At 62.9% G+C, this 16,425-nt stretch carries 12 protein-coding genes; 7 read left to right on the forward strand and 5 right to left on the reverse strand.

Annotation, left to right across the window (positions count from 1 at the left end):
• Positions 1 to 25 precede the first annotated feature (25 nt).
• Entirely contained in the window at positions 26 to 1,597 is a 1,572-nt protein-coding gene (locus RA26_RS03695) for a trimethylamine methyltransferase family protein (RefSeq protein WP_039180124.1), read from the forward strand.
• 15 nt (positions 1,598 to 1,612) lie between these two features.
• Here the strand turns inward: RA26_RS03695 and RA26_RS03700 are convergent, their stop codons facing one another.
• Positions 1,613 to 2,821 (reverse strand): mandelate racemase/muconate lactonizing enzyme family protein, encoded by a 1,209-nt coding sequence (locus tag RA26_RS03700; RefSeq protein WP_039180425.1) that lies wholly within the window; start codon positions 2,819 to 2,821, stop codon positions 1,613 to 1,615.
• 13 nt (positions 2,822 to 2,834) lie between these two features.
• On the reverse strand, positions 2,835 to 4,493 hold the full coding sequence (locus tag RA26_RS03705; RefSeq protein WP_039180127.1) for a GMC family oxidoreductase: 1,659 nt from the start codon (positions 4,491 to 4,493) through the stop codon (positions 2,835 to 2,837).
• 105 nt (positions 4,494 to 4,598) lie between these two features.
• Here RA26_RS03705 and RA26_RS03710 point away from each other — a divergent pair, with 105 nt between their 5' ends.
• A complete protein-coding gene (locus tag RA26_RS03710; RefSeq protein ID WP_039180130.1) occupies positions 4,599 to 5,486 on the forward strand; it encodes a LysR substrate-binding domain-containing protein in 888 nt (295 codons plus the stop codon).
• Positions 5,487 to 5,528: 42 nt separating this feature from the next.
• Here RA26_RS03710 and RA26_RS03715 read toward each other — a convergent pair whose 3' ends face one another.
• The 3 genes from RA26_RS03715 to RA26_RS03725 all read right to left on the reverse strand — a co-directional run bounded on the left by RA26_RS03715 (position 5,529) and on the right by RA26_RS03725 (position 9,553).
• On the reverse strand, positions 5,529 to 6,644 hold the full coding sequence (locus RA26_RS03715; protein ID WP_039180132.1) for a cystathionine gamma-lyase: 1,116 nt from the start codon (positions 6,642 to 6,644) through the stop codon (positions 5,529 to 5,531).
• A 116-nt stretch (positions 6,645 to 6,760) separates the two neighbouring features.
• Positions 6,761 to 8,452, reverse strand: a complete 1,692-nt coding sequence (locus tag RA26_RS03720) for a thiamine pyrophosphate-binding protein (protein WP_039180135.1) — start codon at positions 8,450 to 8,452, stop codon at positions 6,761 to 6,763.
• A gap of 177 nt (positions 8,453 to 8,629) precedes the next feature.
• Positions 8,630 to 9,553, reverse strand: coding sequence for a LysR family transcriptional regulator (locus RA26_RS03725; protein WP_039180136.1), 924 nt, complete (start codon positions 9,551 to 9,553; stop codon positions 8,630 to 8,632).
• A gap of 153 nt (positions 9,554 to 9,706) precedes the next feature.
• On the opposite strand from RA26_RS03725, the gene RA26_RS03730 reads away from it, so the two are divergent.
• The 5 genes from RA26_RS03730 to RA26_RS03750 all read left to right on the forward strand — a co-directional run bounded on the left by RA26_RS03730 (position 9,707) and on the right by RA26_RS03750 (position 16,421).
• Positions 9,707 to 10,717 carry a TAXI family TRAP transporter solute-binding subunit gene (locus tag RA26_RS03730; RefSeq protein ID WP_039180139.1) on the forward strand — a complete coding sequence of 337 codons (1,011 nt, stop codon included), beginning with the start codon at positions 9,707 to 9,709 and terminating at the stop codon, positions 10,715 to 10,717.
• Positions 10,718 to 10,835: 118 nt separating this feature from the next.
• Positions 10,836 to 13,061, forward strand: coding sequence for a TRAP transporter permease (locus tag RA26_RS03735; RefSeq protein WP_039180142.1), 2,226 nt, complete (start codon positions 10,836 to 10,838; stop codon positions 13,059 to 13,061).
• A complete protein-coding gene (locus RA26_RS03740; protein WP_039180145.1) occupies positions 13,058 to 14,323 on the forward strand; it encodes an NAD(P)/FAD-dependent oxidoreductase in 1,266 nt (421 codons plus the stop codon). The genes RA26_RS03735 and RA26_RS03740 overlap by 4 nt, the downstream gene beginning before the upstream one ends.
• Positions 14,320 to 15,048: an aspartate/glutamate racemase family protein gene (locus RA26_RS03745; protein ID WP_039180147.1), complete on the forward strand. Its 729-nt coding sequence runs from the start codon at positions 14,320 to 14,322 to the stop codon at positions 15,046 to 15,048. Before RA26_RS03740 ends, RA26_RS03745 begins: the two co-directional genes overlap by 4 nt.
• A 119-nt stretch (positions 15,049 to 15,167) precedes the next feature.
• Complete coding sequence (locus tag RA26_RS03750) at positions 15,168 to 16,421, forward strand: aminotransferase class V-fold PLP-dependent enzyme (protein WP_039180150.1); 1,254 nt, start codon at positions 15,168 to 15,170, stop codon at positions 16,419 to 16,421.
• The last annotated feature ends 4 nt before the right edge of the window (positions 16,422 to 16,425 follow it).

The raw sequence follows: 16,425 nt of genomic DNA on the forward strand, positions 1-16,425 counted from the left end.
CCCAGACCTTTCCGGAGACCGATATATGGTTGACGTCACCAAGACCCGAACCCGGCGCCGCAGCGGCGGCCGCGATGCCCGCGCCGCGGCCCGCAGCCAGTCCACCGCCAGCCAGGCGATCTGGCCCGGCATCTCCGGCGGCCGCTATCGGCCCTTGTCGGATGCCGGCATGCAGAAGATCCACAACGCCGCGCTGACCATCCTTGAGCGCACCGGCATCGGGGATCCGACAGAGGAGCTGCTGGATCTGGTGCTGCCCAAGGGCGCCATCCTCAGCGAACACGGCCGCCTCTGCTTTCCACGGGCGCTGATGGAGGATCTTCTGGCCGGTGCGGCCAATGAGTTTTACGTCCACGCCCGCGGCAGCCGTGCAGGCAAGGACGACATGCACTGTACCAAGGACAAGGTCTATTACGCCAACTCCGGAACCGCGGTGACAACCTTTGACGCCGCCAGCCGCAGCTACCGCCCTTCCACTATCCGCGACGTCTATGACTTCACCCGGCTGGTGGACCGGCTCGACAACATCCACATGACCGGCGACACCGTGCTGGGAACCGATGTGCCGCAGGATTTCGAGCATGACATGTCGATGCTCTATTCCATTCTGGCGGGCAGCGAGAAACCGTCCTGCCTCACCTTCCGCGACCGTTCCCACATCAAGCCGGCGATCGAAATGTTCGACATCGCCTCCGGCGGAGAGGGGAAATTCCTGCAAAAACCCTCGGTGATCTTCGGAGGCTGCCCGATCGTTTCGCCGCTGCGGCTGGGGCGCGAGAACCTGGAGATCATGATCGACACCGCCAAATTGGGCCTGACCTGCGATCTGGCAGTGCCGCCGCAGGCCGGGGCGACCTCCCCTGCCCCGCTGGCCGGCACCCTGGCGCAAGCGGTGGCCGAAACCCTGTCCTGCGTCGCCATCGTCAACCTGATCAACCCCGGCACGCCGGTCGTCTTTGCCGCCTGGCCCTTCATCACCGATCTGCGCACAGGCTCGTTCACCGGCGGATCGGGCGAGCAGGCGCTGATCGGCGCTGCCGCGATCCAGATGGGCAATTTCTACAACCTGCCCACCTCCGTCGGCTGCGGCATGACGGATTCCAAGATCCCGGACGCGCAATACGGTCTGGAAAAGGCGCTGACCTTCAGCCTAGCGGCCCACGCCGGCGCCAACCGCCTGTGTGAATTCGGCGGCATGGTCGGCTCGCTGATGGGCTGTTCGTTCGAGTCGATGGTGATCGACGATGAGGCCGCCGGCATGATCTCCCGCACCCTGCGAGGGATCGAGGTCAGCGACGACACCCTCTCGGTTGATGTGATCCACGACTGCGCTACTGGACCGGGCCATTTCCTCGGCAACACCCAGACGCTGCAGTATATGGAGACGGAATACGTCTACCCCGACCTGATGGACCGGGAACTGACCGACACCTGGGAAAAGGCCGGCAAACAGACCATGTTCGACCGCGCCCGCGAGGTGTCGGACAGGATCCTGGGCGAGCATTATCCGAATTACCTCGGCAGCAAGCTCGACGCAGAGGTCCGCGCCAAGTTCCCGGTCAAACTGCCGCCGGAGGCGATGCGCCCCGGCAGATGATGCCGGGGGCCGTGTTCACTGAACCACTGGCTCCTGCGCCAACTCCAGATGCAGTTTGCTGCCGGTATAGGGGCTGGCGGCGATGGCTGCATCGTCCAGCTCCACCCCCAGGCCCGGCTCCTTGGAGGGGATCACATAGCCGTCCTCCCAGGTGATCGCGGACTTGAGACAGGACATATAGGGGCCTTCGAAAGTGCCGATGCTTTCCAAGATCAGAAAGTTCGGGCTGCACGTGGCAATCTGAATATTCGCTGCCGCCACCACCGGCCCGCAGTAAAGATGCGGCGCGATCAGGGCCTGCCGGGTTTCGGCCATGGAGGCGATCTTCTTGGCCTCCAAGAGGCCGCCAACCCGCCCCAAGTCCATTTGCAGGATCGAGGCCGCTCCCGCCTCCAGCACGCGGGCGAATTCATGTTTGGTGCAGAGCCGCTCACCGGTGGAGATTGGCACGGAGGTAAACCGCGCGACCTCTGCCATATCGGCGGGATTTTCCGGCGGCACCGGTTCCTCGAACCACAAGGGCTCATAGGGTTCCAGCCGCCGCGCCATCCGTTTTGCGCCCGATACGGTGAACTGTCCGTGGGTGCCGAACAGCAGGTCCGCACGGGTGCCGACCGCCTCACGGATGCGCTTCACGAACATTTCGCTGCGCTCCAGGTCCTCCAGCCGCGGCTGATGCCCGTCATAGATCGTATACGGCCCGGCCGGGTCGAATTTCACTGCGGTAAAGCCCTGCTCCACCCGCTGCAGTGCAACTTCCGCCGCCATATCCGGGTCGTTGTAGACATTGGGCGTGTCCGGGTCCGGGTAGACGTCGCCTTCCGGCGGGTACAGGTAGGTATAGCTGCGCAGCCGCTCATGCACCTGGCCGCCCATCAGCTCATACACCGGCTTGCCCGCGGCCTTGCCGATGATGTCCCAGCAGGCCATTTCCAGACCGCTCAGCACTCCCATCACCGTCACATCCGGCCGCATCGAATAGCCCGCGCCATAGGATTTGCGCCAAAGCTTCTCGATATGGTGCGGGTCGCAGCCCACGAATTGGCGGGCAAACATCTCCTCTGCCATGGCACAGCACAGATCCGGGCCGAAGGTGGCGTTATAAATCTCGCCCACCCCGGTGATACCGCAAGCGGTGGTCAGGCGCACAAAGATGAAATAGCGCCCGCCATGGCGCGGCGGCGGGTTGCCGAACACAAAGGTTTCGATCTTATCGAGCTTCATCTGAAATTCCCTGTCATTCAGCCGCCAAGGGCCAGTTTTCATTATCTTCCAGAACCATTTCCGCCCCGCGGGCTGCCAGCATCATGGTGGGCGCATTGGTGTTGCCGGAGGTCACATTGGGAAACGATGAGGCGTCGATCACCCGCAAACCCGCCATCCCATGCACCCTGAGCCGCGCATCCAGCACCGAGTCGGTTGCAGTATGCCCCATCCGGCACGTGCAGCTTGCATGAAACACGCTGCCTGCGCGCTCGCGGAAGTTCTCCAGCAGCGCCGTGTCATCCATTCCGGCGATATCCGGCACCCGCCGCTCTCGCGTGACCCGTTTCATCGCCGGGGTGGCGGCCAGCGCCTGCAGCAGATGGCTGGCACGGATTGCGGTTGCCTTGTCTTCCGCCGCCGACAATGAGTTCGGCTCAATCATGGGTGCCTGCGCAGGATCCGCAGACTGGATAGTGATCTGTCCGCGGCTGACCGGGCGGCTCGGCTGCACGCACAGCAGGAAGCCGTTGTCCCTGTCGATCTGCGGCTTGCCATTTGCCTGCGTCGAGTAAGACGCCGGGTTGCAATAAACCTGCACATCCGGCAGTGCTGCGCCCGCCGTGCGGACAAAGCCGCTGCACTGATTGACCGGCACGCTCAGCGGTCCCTTGCGGGTCAGCACATACTGCAGACCGGCCTTCACCTGCTTGGCAAAACTGCCCAGCCGGTCGTTCAGCGTCGCAGTATTGGCCCAGTAGAAATGCGAGACCGCCAGGTGGTCCTGCAGCCCCTGCCCCACCTGCGGCAGGTCATGCGCCACCTGGATACCATGGCGGTGCAGCAGCGCCGCAGGACCAATGCCAGAGAGTTGCAAAAGCTGCGGAGAGTTCACCGCGCCCGCGCTCAGGATCACTTCGCGCGCCGCCAGGGCGGTTTGCGGCTGGCCCTTCACCCGGAAGGCCACGCCGGTGGCGCGCCCGCCGCTGGTCAGCACCTTCTCCACCAGCGCACCGCTGATCACCGTCAGGTTGCCGCGCTTCATCGCGGGCCGCAGGAAGGCATCCGCCGAGGACCAGCGCCGCCCGTCCTTCACCGTGCTGCGGACATACCCCATGCCCTCGCCGGGCAGCGTATTGGCGCCATCCTCCGCCGCGGCGTTCATGTCCGGCAGAAACGGCCAGCCCATGTCCTGCCCAGCGGCCAGAAAGTTTCCGGCAAAGGGGTGCATCCGCTCGCTGAGGTCGGTAACGCGCACCGGCCCCGTCCCGCGCAAGCGGCGGCGGCCCTGGTGCCATTCATCGTTTGTTTCCAGCGCCTCATAGCTGCGGCGCACGTTGTCCCAGCCCCAGCCGGTGGCGCCTGCGGCCTCCCAGTCGTCGAAATCATGCGGCAGCCCGCGCACATGGGCCATCGCGTTGATGGAGCTGGAGCCGCCCAGCACCTTGCCTCGCGGCCAATAGGCGGCACGCCCGTTCAGCCCCGGGTCCGCCGCGGCGGAGTAGCGCCAGTTCACCTTCGGATCCGAGAAGGTGAAGCCATAGCCAACCGGGATCTTGATCCAGAACCGCCGGTCGCTGCCGCCAGCCTCGATCAGCAGCACCTTGTAGCGGCCATTGGCGGTCAGCCGGTCGGCCAGCACACAGCCGGCCGAACCGGCGCCCACGATGATGAAGTCGAATGTCTGCGCCATGGCATGCCCGGTCCGTTTGTCTCCCTTCAGATTGCGCAGCGCCTTAGATATAAATCAAACAATGTGTTTTGCCCCTATGACTTAACTGTGCTTAAAGCTTGTGCCATGACCGACCTGCCCCACGTAACTTGGCTCAAGGCCTTCGAGGCCGCGGCACGGCTGAACAGTTTCTCCGCCGCGGCGGAGGAGCTGGGTCTTACGCCCGCTGCCATCAGCCAGCAGATCCGCCTGCTGGAGAAGCACCTGAACACCCAGCTGTTCAAACGGCTGCCGCGCGGGGTGGCGCTCACTGACACCGGCCAGGCCTATGCCCAGCCGATCCGTAAATCCTTCATCGACATGCAGCAGGCCACTGCCGGGTTGTTCGGCAAGAAACGCAAGCGGGTTGTCAGAGTGCGGGCCTCGATTTCCTGCGCGGCCCTTGTCATTGCGCCCCAGCTTGGCCGCTTTCAAGCGGCCCACCCGGATATTCTGGTGCAGCTGACCACATCGATCTGGGCCAACCGGTTCGATGAGGAAGGGCTGGACATCGACATCCGCTATGGCGGCGACTGGCAGGAGAGCGACGTTTTGCACCTGGGCCACGAGAACGCGGTACCGGTCTGCAGCCCCGCCTACCTGCACGATCTGGGCGGCAGCCCGTCCATCCATGATCTGGCCGGGTCCGATGTGGTGCAGATCTTCGGCTCGGAAACCGACTGGGGCCGCCTGTCAGAGCTGCACGGGCTGAACCTGCAGACACCGTCGGACTGGCTCAAGGCGGATTCCTCCCTGCTGGCGCTGCAGACCATCGCGGCAGGCCACGGGGTGACGATGGTGCTGGAAAGCTTTGCCCGGCAGTACATTGAGCAGGGGCTGGTGGTGGTTCCGACGGCCTACAAACTGCCGAAACGGCGCTCGCATTACATCGTGATCAACGACAGGGCGGGCCAGCGGGAGGAGGTCAAATCCTTCTGCAATTGGCTCATGGCGTTGTATCACGCGCTGGTCTGAAGCGGTTTTCGACCCATTTTCGCTGCGGCGGTTGAGGCTTTGCTATTCCAGCAGAGCGTCCAGAGACGCGGCCATAGCGTTCCACAATTCCTCTGCCGGTTCAGTGCCAACCGAAATGCGGATAAACCCCGGCGCCACCGCATCACCCCAGCGGGCGCGGCGCTCAGCCGAGGTATGCACCCCGCCAAACGACGTTGCGGAGCGGATCAGCGGGCAGGTGTTGATGAAGGCATCGGCCTGTTCGGCGCTGTCCAGGGTGATGGAAATCAGAAAGCCGAACCGCGCCATCTGCTGTTTCGCCAGCTCATGCGAGGGATCGGATTTCAGCCCCGGAAAGCGGATCGCCTGCACCAGCGGATGCGCGGCCAGCCGTCCGGCCAGCACCTCAGCGGTGCTGCACATCCGGTCAAATCGGACGTCCAGTGTTTCCAGGCCCCGGTGCGCCAGCCAGGCCTCCTGCGGGCCGGGAATGCCGCCGCCGAACTGGCGCCATTCGCGCGCGGCCTGCAGCAGATCCGCGTTACGGGTGGCCAGATGCCCCATCAGCACATCCGAATGCCCGCCCGGTGCCTTAGTGTCGGATGCCACAACCACATCCGCGCCCAGCTCCAGCGGGCGCTGGCCCAGCGGTGTCATGGTGGTGTTGTCGACGATCAGCAGCCCGCCCGCAGCGTGCACCGCTTCCGCAATCGCACGCAAGTCGCAGAGGTCCAGTCCAGGGTTCGAAGGTGTTTCCGCAAAAACAACGTCAAAGCCTTCAAAATCGCCCAGGGCAAATGCGGTGGTGGGGCGCTGGTGCACGTCAACACCGAGCTTCTGCAAAAACCTCTCACTGAGGCGCCGGGTGACGTAATATCCGTCCGACGGGATAAGAATGCGCGAGCCAGCCTTGACCGTCGCAAACAGCGAGGCCGAGATTGCGGCCATGCCCGACGGAAAGGCCAGCGTTGGCGCGTCCTCCAGGTAGCCCAGCACATGCTCCAGATGCTCCCAGGTCGCATTATCCACCCGGCCATAACTGGGGCCGCCGGCCCAGTCGCCCGGCAGGTGGTACATGGAGCTTTGCGTCAAAGGCAGCGCCACCGGATCGCCCTCAGACAGCGTGTTGCCACGCAAATGCAGCATGGCGCCGGGTTTGGGAGCGGTGGGAGTGTCCATGCGGCTGCGCCTTTCGTGACTGGTGGTTCCGCAAATTCATAGCGGGCACGCCGCAAAAGAGACAAGACCGGAAACGCACTGGTCCCGGCCTGTGATACTTTCCGTTTTGTTCGCCCTCACCCCATCCAGCGCCGGACCGGCGCGGCGGACTCTTCCAGCGCCTGGCAGACTACGTCGATCAGGGTCGGGCCATCATGGGCAAAGGCTTCCTTGATGGCGCTGTCCAGATCTTCCGGTCGCTCTACCCACCAGGTCTTAACCCCGAACGCTTCAGCCACTGCCGCGTGGTTGGTGCGGTTGAAGTCCACATTGTAGTACCGCTTGCCGCAGTCGTCGCGCTGGCTGGCTTTGATCCAGCCAAAGTTGGCATTGGAGAACACCACATAGGTGATCGGCGCGTTGCAGCGCACCACGGTTTCCAGCTCGCCGCAGGTAAAGTTGAAGGAGCCGTCGCCCATCATCCCCACGACCTTGGCTCCGGGCCGCCCGAACCAGGCGCCCAGTGACGCCGACAGCGAATACCCCAGCGCGCCATGCGCGCGGTTGGTGATGTACTGGCGGCCCGGGTGCTTTTGCTGTGAATAGGCGTTGTAATAGGGGCAGCTGGTGCCAGGGTCGGACACCACGATGGCATCCTCGGGCAGGTTCTGGTTCAGCGCATAAATGATCTGCTCCGGCAGCACCTGGTCGGTCTTGCTGTGTGCCAGCTCCTCGAACTTGGCAAACTTGCGCTGTTTGATGTCGGCGATTTTCGAAGCAGCACCGAAACCCGGCAGGTTGCCCTCGCGGCCATCCAGATAGGCGTTCACCGCCTGCAAGCTGAGCTTCAGGTCTGCCACCACACCGACCTCGGTCAGGTAGTTGGCACCTATCACCATCGGATCATTGTCGAAATGCACGATGCGCTGGCCGGGTTTTGGCGCTTCCCAGCGCGAAGTGGTGGTGGACCCGGCGCGGCAGCCCATAAAGACAACCAGATCGGCGCCCTCCATCATCTCCCAGGTTTCATCGGTGCCGCCGTTGGAGCCGACAACCCCCAGCGATTGCGGATGGGTGTCGGCGAGCGAGCCTTTGCCGGAGATCGAGGTGCCCACGGCGATGTCGAGGCGGGAGGCAAGCCTGCCCAGCTCCTCCATCGCGCCAGAGATCACCACGCCGCCGCCGCAGACGATCAGCGGCGATTTTGCGGACAGTATGGCCTCCACCGCGGCCTCTGCCACGCCCGGTTCCGGTGCCGCGCGGTAGGACGGGTAACTCTGATGCTTGGGGTCGCCCCAGATATCATCCGCCGGAACATCGTCATACTGGATGTCATAAGGCAGCCCCAGATGCGCTGAGCCGGAGCGGCCGGTGGTCATCGCCCGGAATGCCTGGCGCACCATGCGCGGGATATGGTCGGCGCGCTTGATCACCGTGTTGAACTTGGTCAACGGCCCCATCAGGACCTCCTGGTTGACCTCGGTCAGCGGGTATTTTCCGTAGGAGCCCACGGAAATGTCGGTGGTGATCGCCAGCACCGCATAGGAGCTTTCGTTGGCCTCGATCAGCCCCGGCAGGATATATGTGGCACCGCCGCCGGACGGACCCTCGCAGACCCCCACCCGGCCGGTCACGCGGGAAAACCCGTCGGCCATGTAAGCCGCGCTGCGCTCATCGCGGGTCAGGACATGGGTGATCCCGTGCTCCAGCCGGTTCATGGCATCGTAGAAGGGCAGCGTGGTGTCGCCGCACAGGCCGAAGATATGGGTAACCCCATGCGCCTCAAGCGCACGCACCATCGCCTCTGCGCCATTCATCGTGTTCTTCATCGGGACCTCCCAAAGCCTGCAAAGATGCTGCCCCGGGGGGAGCCCGGGCTTCTGCACTCCAAACTGTATACAATAATGTAGGCTATTGTGAAGGCAAAATACTCGCAGGCCTTCGTTTCACTCTGCGGTTCACAGAGCAGAATTCCTGGTGTGAAAATTTTCTTCTAAAAACAACAGCTAATCTGACGCTGGCTCCAGCATGTCTGCCACGTATCCCCGCCAGGCATCGGCAAAACTGGCGGCAAGCTGTGACAGGGGGCGCTCGCTGGGGGTCAGGATCGAATAGCCAAAGGGAATCGCAGGGTCGAACGGCAGAAACCGGATCCGCGGCTCTCCCGCATTGCTGCGCCGGTAGCTTTCGGCGCTTAGCACGTCGACAACGGCGCAGGCCTGCCCCGCGGCGATGAAGTGGAACAGCGGTAGGAAATACTGCGCGTCATAGCGCAAGTTGAACTCGGAGCCGGCAGCAAGAAAGGCCTGTGAGGTGGCTTGGTAAGTGTTGTGGTCCGGTTGCAGTGCCCCCATCGGCTGGCCGTTCAGATCGGTGGCGGTGATCACACGGCGGCCAGCCAGCGGATGGCTGGCGGGCACTGCGCAGAGACAGTTGCTGGGCAGCTCTTCCGCCGTATACAACTTGCGGTCGCCGCGGAACCGGGTCATGTCGCAAAAACCGATGTCAAAGCTCCCGGCCGCCACCAAACTGCGCACCTGCGGCGAAGAGCGCGTCGCCAGCGTCACCCGCACCTCGGGTTTGCCAGCAACAAAACGGCTGATGAAATCCGGCAGCAGAAAGGTCGACGGGCCTGGCATCGCCACGATCCGGATCGAACCCTGCACCCGGTCGCGCATGTTGGCCAGGTTCTGCTGCGCGGTTTCCATCCGCGCCAGAATCTCCGTTGCCTCTTCCATCAGGTACTGCGCTTCGGGCACCGGAACCAGACGGCGGCCTTCGCGCAAAAACAGGGTAAGGCGCAGTTCCTCTTCCAGAGTCTTGATGGCAGCGCTGATGGCCGGCTGAGTGCGGTGCAGGTTGCGGGCCGCCTGGCTGACAGAGCCGGTCTTCATGACTTCGCGGAAAACCGCAAGTTGGTGGGAGTTCATGATCTGCCCTCAGGCGTGAAGCTAACATAAATTCAATCTATATATACAGTACAATTTTAAATTTGAACTTATGTTTTACCTTACTCATGATGCAAAGATCACAGGTGAGCGCTGCGCGCGAGGAGACGCAGCCAATACTCCAGGGAGGAAATTATGGGGTTTTTCAAGAAACTGACCGGGGCGGCATTGGCCTGCACCATGCTGACCGGCGCCGCTGTGGCGCAGGACATGACCTTTTTCCGCATCGGTACCGGCGGTGCAGGCGGCACCTATTTCCCGATCGGCGGCATTATCGCCAACGCGATTTCCAACCCGCCGGGCTCGCGCGCCTGTGACGAGGGTGGCAACTGCGGCGTGCCAGGCCTTGTCGCGATGGCGCAGTCGACCAATGCCTCCGCGCACAACGTGAACGCCATCCAGGCGGGCCAGATGGAAGCAGGCCTGTCCGGTGCCGCAACCCTGCATTTCGCCTATCACGGCAAGGGCAAGTTCGAGGGCAACGCCAAGCCCGATCTGCGGGTGATCGCCAACCTGTTCCCGGAGGACCTGCATTTGGTGCTGCCTAAGGGCCATTCGCTGGGCGGGCTCGCCGATCTGAAGGGCAAGCGCGTCGGCATCGCCCAGGCCGGGTCCGGCACCCAGATCGCAGTGGAGCTGATCCTGAATGACCACGGCGTCAACCGCGACAACATCGACGAGGCGGAGCTGAACAACGCCCAGTCCGCCGAGCGTATCGCCGACGGCCAGCTGGACGCATATTTCTACGCCGCCGGCACGCCTGTCGCGGCGATGATCCAGCTCGACAACACCAAGGGCATGGAGCTGCACAACTGGTCCGAGGAAGAGATTAAGCAGGCCAATACCACCGTGCCTTACTATATCCCCTCAACCATTCCGGCAGGCACCTACCCGGGTGTGGGCTATGATGTAAACACCGTGGCGGTCTCCGGCATGCTGGTCACCAATGCCAACATGTCGGAAGATCTGATCTATGAGATCACCAAGGCGATGTGGTCCGACACCGCACGCAAATTGCTGGACAACGGCCACCCCAAGGGCAAAGCGATCACCCTGGAAACTGCGCTGGACGGCGTCGAGGGCATCGGTGTGCCGCTGCATCCGGGCGCTGAGCGTTTCTACCGCGAAATCGGCATGCTCAAGTAAACCTCCCCTGAACTGCGGCAGCAGGGTGCGCCTTGCTGCCGTTTTTGTTTCCCGGCGCCCCTGTCCGCAATGCGGGTGAATGGCGCGCGCCGGCACGGCCCCCGGACTGGAGACCCCGATGTCCATGGACACCCATCTCGACAACAAGGCGCTAGAGGAGCTGGAGAAGCAGTATGACTCTGCTCTGAACACGCGCGACAACGGACCCAGGCTGACTGGCGTCATCTATTGGGCTAGCATCGCCTTTGCCCTCTACCATCTGTGGACGGCTGGTTTCGGCACCCCGGTGGACCATGTGCATATGGGTATTCACCTGGCGGGCCTGTTCCTGTTTATTTTTGTGGGCTTTCCGCTGATCAAGTCAGCCCGCAGCCTGGAGTGGCGCGGCCCCAATCCGCTGCGCCCAGGTAATGTGCCGCTTTATGACTGGGCGCTGACCGGGCTCAGCATGGCGGCGGCGCTGTTCCTTTGGGTCAGCTGGCGCGGCTTTGACATGTTCGGTTTCGACATCGCCGAACAGGCGCTGCGGCAGGGCAACCCGTCCAGCCTGGACGTGTTCTTCGGCTCGGTGCTGATCCTGACGGTGCTGGAGATCGCGCGCCGCACCATCGGCTTTGTGCTGCCGCTGATCATCCTTGTGTTCATGATCTATGCGCTGTTCGGGCCTTACATGCCCGCGCAAATCCTCAAGCATCCGGGCGTCAATTGGCAGCAGTTCGTCAACAACATGTACTTCCCGTCCGAAGGCATTTTTGGCGTGACGCTCTGGGTGGTTTCCACCGTGGTGTTCCATTTTGTGCTGTTCGGCGTGGTGGCGCAGCGGATGGGGCTAGGGCAGTTCTTTGTCGATAACGCCATGCTGCTCGCTGGCCGATACACCGGCGGGCCGGCCAAGGTTTCCGTGGTCTCATCCGCCTTCTTCGGCACCATTTCCGGCTCGTCGATTGCCAACACGGTTTCTACCGGCTCACTGACCATCCCCAACATGAAGAAACTGGGCTACCCCGGACATTTCGCAGGCGGGGTTGAGGCGGCGGCCTCGGCCGGCGGGCAGATCACTCCGCCGATCATGGGGGCGGCATCCTTCCTGATGGCCGAGTATCTGGAAGTGCCTTACACCACCATCGTGATTGCCGCGATCGTGCCGGCACTGATGCATTATATCGGGGTGATCTCGATTGTGCATTTCACCGCCAAGAAACTGGGCCTGACCGCCTATCCCAAGGACCAGCTGCCCAAGTTCCTGCAGGTCTGGAAGGATGGCTGGTACACGATCATTCCGCTGATCGCGCTCCTCTTGGTGCTGTTCTCCGGGTACTCGCCCAACATGGCGGCCTTTATCGGTCTCAGCCTGTGTATCGTTGTCGGCTTCTGCGCCTTTGACAAACCGGCCACACTGCTGATCCCCTTTGCCCTGCTCGGCTTTATCTTGTGGAAGGCCTCGCCCTACTCCGGCGAAGGGTACACTCCGGTGATGGCGGGGATGCTGGCGGCGCTCACCATCATCGGCTGCCTGCACCGGAACGAGCGTCAGAACTTCCGCGACCTGTTCGACAGCTTCCACGTCGGTGTGCAATACGCGCTGGCCGTGGGCGCAGCTTCGGCCGCGGTGGGCATCGTGGTAGGTGTGATCAACACCACCGGCGTCGGCTTCCGTCTTGGCTTCATGGTCACCGGCGGTGCGGCGGATATGGCGGCAGCGATTGCGCCCTTCCTGGACTGGACCTCCATCGAGGCGTTCAGCCAGCCGTCGATCCAACAATTCCTGTCGCTAGTGCTGATCGCCATGGCCTGCATCCTGATGGGCGCCGGCCTGCCGACCACCGCGCTCTACATCATGCTGGTGGCGGTTGCGACGCCTGCCCTCAGCCAGTTGGGCGTGCCGCCGCTCGCGACCCATATGTTCGTGCTCTACTACGGTGTGATTTCCGAGATCACTCCGCCGGTTTGCGCCTCGGCCTATGCCGCGGCAGGGATTGCGGGCTCCAACCCGTTTCGAACCGGGCTCAACGCCTTCACCCTGGGTCTGGGCAAGCTGATGGTGCCGATGGTGTTTGTCTATGCACCGGTAATGCTGATCGTCTTGCCGGAGTACTTTACCTGGACCGGGTTCATCCAAGTGACAGGCACCTGCGCGCTTGGGGTCTTTGCCATCGCCACCGCTGTCTCGGCCTATTTCCTGGCCCCGCTCAGCGGTGTCTGGCGGCTGCTGATGGCCATCGGCGGCCTGCTGCTGGTGGCGCCCTCCGGCGGCTCTGACATTGCGGCTCTTGTTGTGATGGCGCCGGTGCTGATCCAGCAGCTGGACCAGCAGCGCAAGCTGCAGGCAAAGGCGGTGCAATGAGCGCATCCGCTACCCCCGATGTGACGGTCCTGGGTGCCGGGATCGTCGGTATCTGCTCGGCCCTGTCCCTGGCCGAGCGGGGCCTCAAGGTCCGGCTCATCGACAGGGATGCACCCGGCCAGGCGACGTCTTACGGCAATGCCGGCATTATCTCCCCCTGGTCAGTGGTGCCGCAGTCGATGCCGGGCCTGTGGAAGAAAGTGCCCGGCTGGCTGCTGGATCCGCTAGGGCCTGTCACGGTCAAGCCCGGATACCTGCCCAAGGTCGCCCCCTGGGGGATGCGGTTCCTGGCTGAAGGACGCGAGGGCCGGATTCAACGGATTTCTGACGCCATGGGTTTTCTCTGCCGAAATTGCGTCGAAGGCTTCCGGCTGCATCTGGCCGGCACCGGGCACGAAGATCTCGTCAAGGACAGCTATTACGTCCATGCCTCGCGCAACCCGGAGGAAGCTGACCTGAACAGTCTCGGCAACCGGCTGCGGGCCGCCCAGGGCGCGGAGATGGAGCGGATCGGTGCCGCTGACCTGCGGGATCTTGAGCCGGCGCTGACGCCGGAGTTTCAGGCTGCAATCCTGATTAAGGGCCAGGCACGGGCGCTCTCTCCCGGCAGGATCGGAGCCGTTCTTGCAGAAAAATTTCAATTCATGGGCGGCGAGATCCAGGCCCGAACCGTGCGGGGTATCCTGCCGTCTGAAACCGGCGGCTGGACTTACACCACCGATGCGGGCCAGGACTGGACCCCCAAGCTGGTGCTGGCGATGGGTGTCTGGTCCGGCGAATTGCTGAAGCCACTGGGGATCAAAATCCCGATGGAATCCGAACGCGGCTACCACGTTTCGTTCCAGAACCCCGGCGTCGCGTTGAACAACTCGATCATGGATATGGACATGAAATTCGTGGCCTCCTCAATGGAGGAAGGGCTGCGGGTGGCAGGCACCGCCGAGTTTGCGGGTCTTGATCAGCCGCTCAATCAGAAAAGGCTCGACGGGCTTGTGGAGCTTGCCAAAGCCCTGCTGCCTGACTTGCGCGCAGACGAGATGGAAACCTGGTCCGGCCAGCGCCCCAGCCTGCCCGACAGCCTGCCCTGCATTGGCGAGGTTGAAGGGTTCCCGGACCTGATCGCTGCTTTCGGCCACAGCCATTACGGCCTGATGATGGCCCCGAAAACCGGGCGGCTGGTGGCGGATATCGTCAGCGGAACACCCGTGAACGAAGACCTCTCGCCGTTCCGCACACGGCGCTACGAAAGGATCAAAGCATGACCATCCATCCTGGCGGTCAAAACATCTGCGGCGTCTCCATCGGCGTGCTGGCTTTGGAAAGCTACTTCCCCAAGCCGCCCGGCCATATCAAGAACCCTTCCAGCCTGCCCTTCACGACGCTCTATGAAATGCTGGACGGGATCACTGTGCCGAAACTGCTGGCCAACCCGACAGGTGAAATGAAGGGCCGGCTGATCGAGGCCGCCCGGCGGCTGGAAGCCAAGGGCGTGCGGGCCATTACCGGCTCCTGCGGCTTCCTCGCCATCTTTCAGAAGGAGATCGCAACCGCGGTGAATGTGCCGGTGTTCGTCTCCTCGCTGATCCAGGTGCCGCTGGCGCATCAGATGACAGGCCGCACCGTTGGGGTGATCACTGCCTCTGCCGCCAGCCTGACCGAGGCGCATTTGCGCGGCGTCGGTGCAGAAAACACGCCCGTGGTTGTCCAGGGGCTGGATGACGCGGAAGAGTTCTCCACCGTGATCCTGCGCAATGAACGCACTGCAATGGATCTGGCGAAGGTTGAGGCCGAACTGCTGGCCGCCGCCATGGGCATGATCGCGCGCAATCCGGAAATAGGCCCGATCGTGCTGGAATGCACCGATCTGCCACCCTATGCCCACGCCCTGCAAGCGGCGCTGAACCGGCCCGTCTTCGACATCATCACGCTGTCTGAGATGGTACACAGGGCTGCGCTGCGCGCCCCTTTCCACGGTTTCATCACCTGAAAAATGCGCTGAGGGCTGGCACAGAGAATTCCAGCCCTCAGCCCCGGATTTTTTTGTATCTCCGGCCGGGGCAATCCCCCTACTGTGGCGCAGAACAAACCTTTGCTGCTGGATTTGCCATGCCCCATATTTCCGACGCCCTGCTGGACCAGATCCGCGCCCGTTTTGCCCAGGTGGACAACTGCCCCGAACAGGGCAGCCGTATCTTCTTTGAAAACGCAGGCGGCGCACTGACGCTCAATTCGGTGGTGGAAACATCCGCACGCTATGCTGCGATCCCCGACAACCAGGGCCGCGACAACCCCGGCAGCCACGAGCTGGTGCGGGTGATCAACAAGGCCAAGGACGATATGCGCGTCTTCATGAACGCACCCGGCGGCCAGTTTTTTGCGGGCGAAAGCGGCACAGAGCTCTTGTTCCGCCTGATCATGAACGCCTGCCTCGGCACCGCGGAGGGCGGTACCGTGCTGGGCTCGACGCTGGAGCATCCCGCCACCCGCTCCGCCAGCGCCCGCTGGGCCGGGGTTGCACGTCAGAAACACGTGCTGATCCCGCATAATGACACCACCGGGACGATCATGGCCGATGCCTATGCCAGGGCGGTTTCGCCGGACACCGTCGTGGCCACAATCGTCCACACGTCTCCTGTCACAGGCATGGGCGTGGATGTCGCCGCCTGCGCTGCCGCCATCCGTGAAGTGGCACCGGAGTGTTTCATTATTGTGGACGGTATCCAGCACGCAGCCCATGGGCGCATCGACCTGACGGCATACAGCGTCGATGGCTATGTGATCTCACCTTACAAGATGTTCTCGCGCCACGGCTACGGCCTTGCCTGGATCTCGGACCGGCTGACGAAACTGCCGCACAACAGCCTGATTGACGGGCCTGCGGACAACTGGGAAATGGGCACCCGCGATACCGGCAGCTATGCGACGCTGTCCGACGTGGTAAATTACCTCGAATGGCTCGGCGGCGAAGTCAGCGATGCAACGGACCGCCGCGCAAAATTCGTGGCCGCGGGCGAAGCAATCCATGCCCACGAAAAAGCCCTGACCGACGCGATGATATTTGGCACCGGCAACCTGCCCGGATTGGCAGAGATGGAAGGCGTCACCATCCTGGGCGGCCCGGACAACCCGGCCCGCGAGGGGCTGGTTTCGCTGACCGTGGACGGCGTGCCGTCCGTTGAAGTGGTCAAACGGCTGAACGAACAGGGCATCCGCACCCATCTGCGCAAAGCGGATCATTATTCCGGCAATATCCTGACTCCCTTGGACATGGACAGCTGCGTGCGCGTCTCGATGTGCCACTACAACAGCATCGGCGAAGTGGCGAAGTTCCTGGGCGTGATGAAAGAGATTACCGGGTGATTGC

The organism is Leisingera sp. ANG-M7, assembly GCF_000813965.1.
Lineage (GTDB): Bacteria > Pseudomonadota > Alphaproteobacteria > Rhodobacterales > Rhodobacteraceae > Leisingera.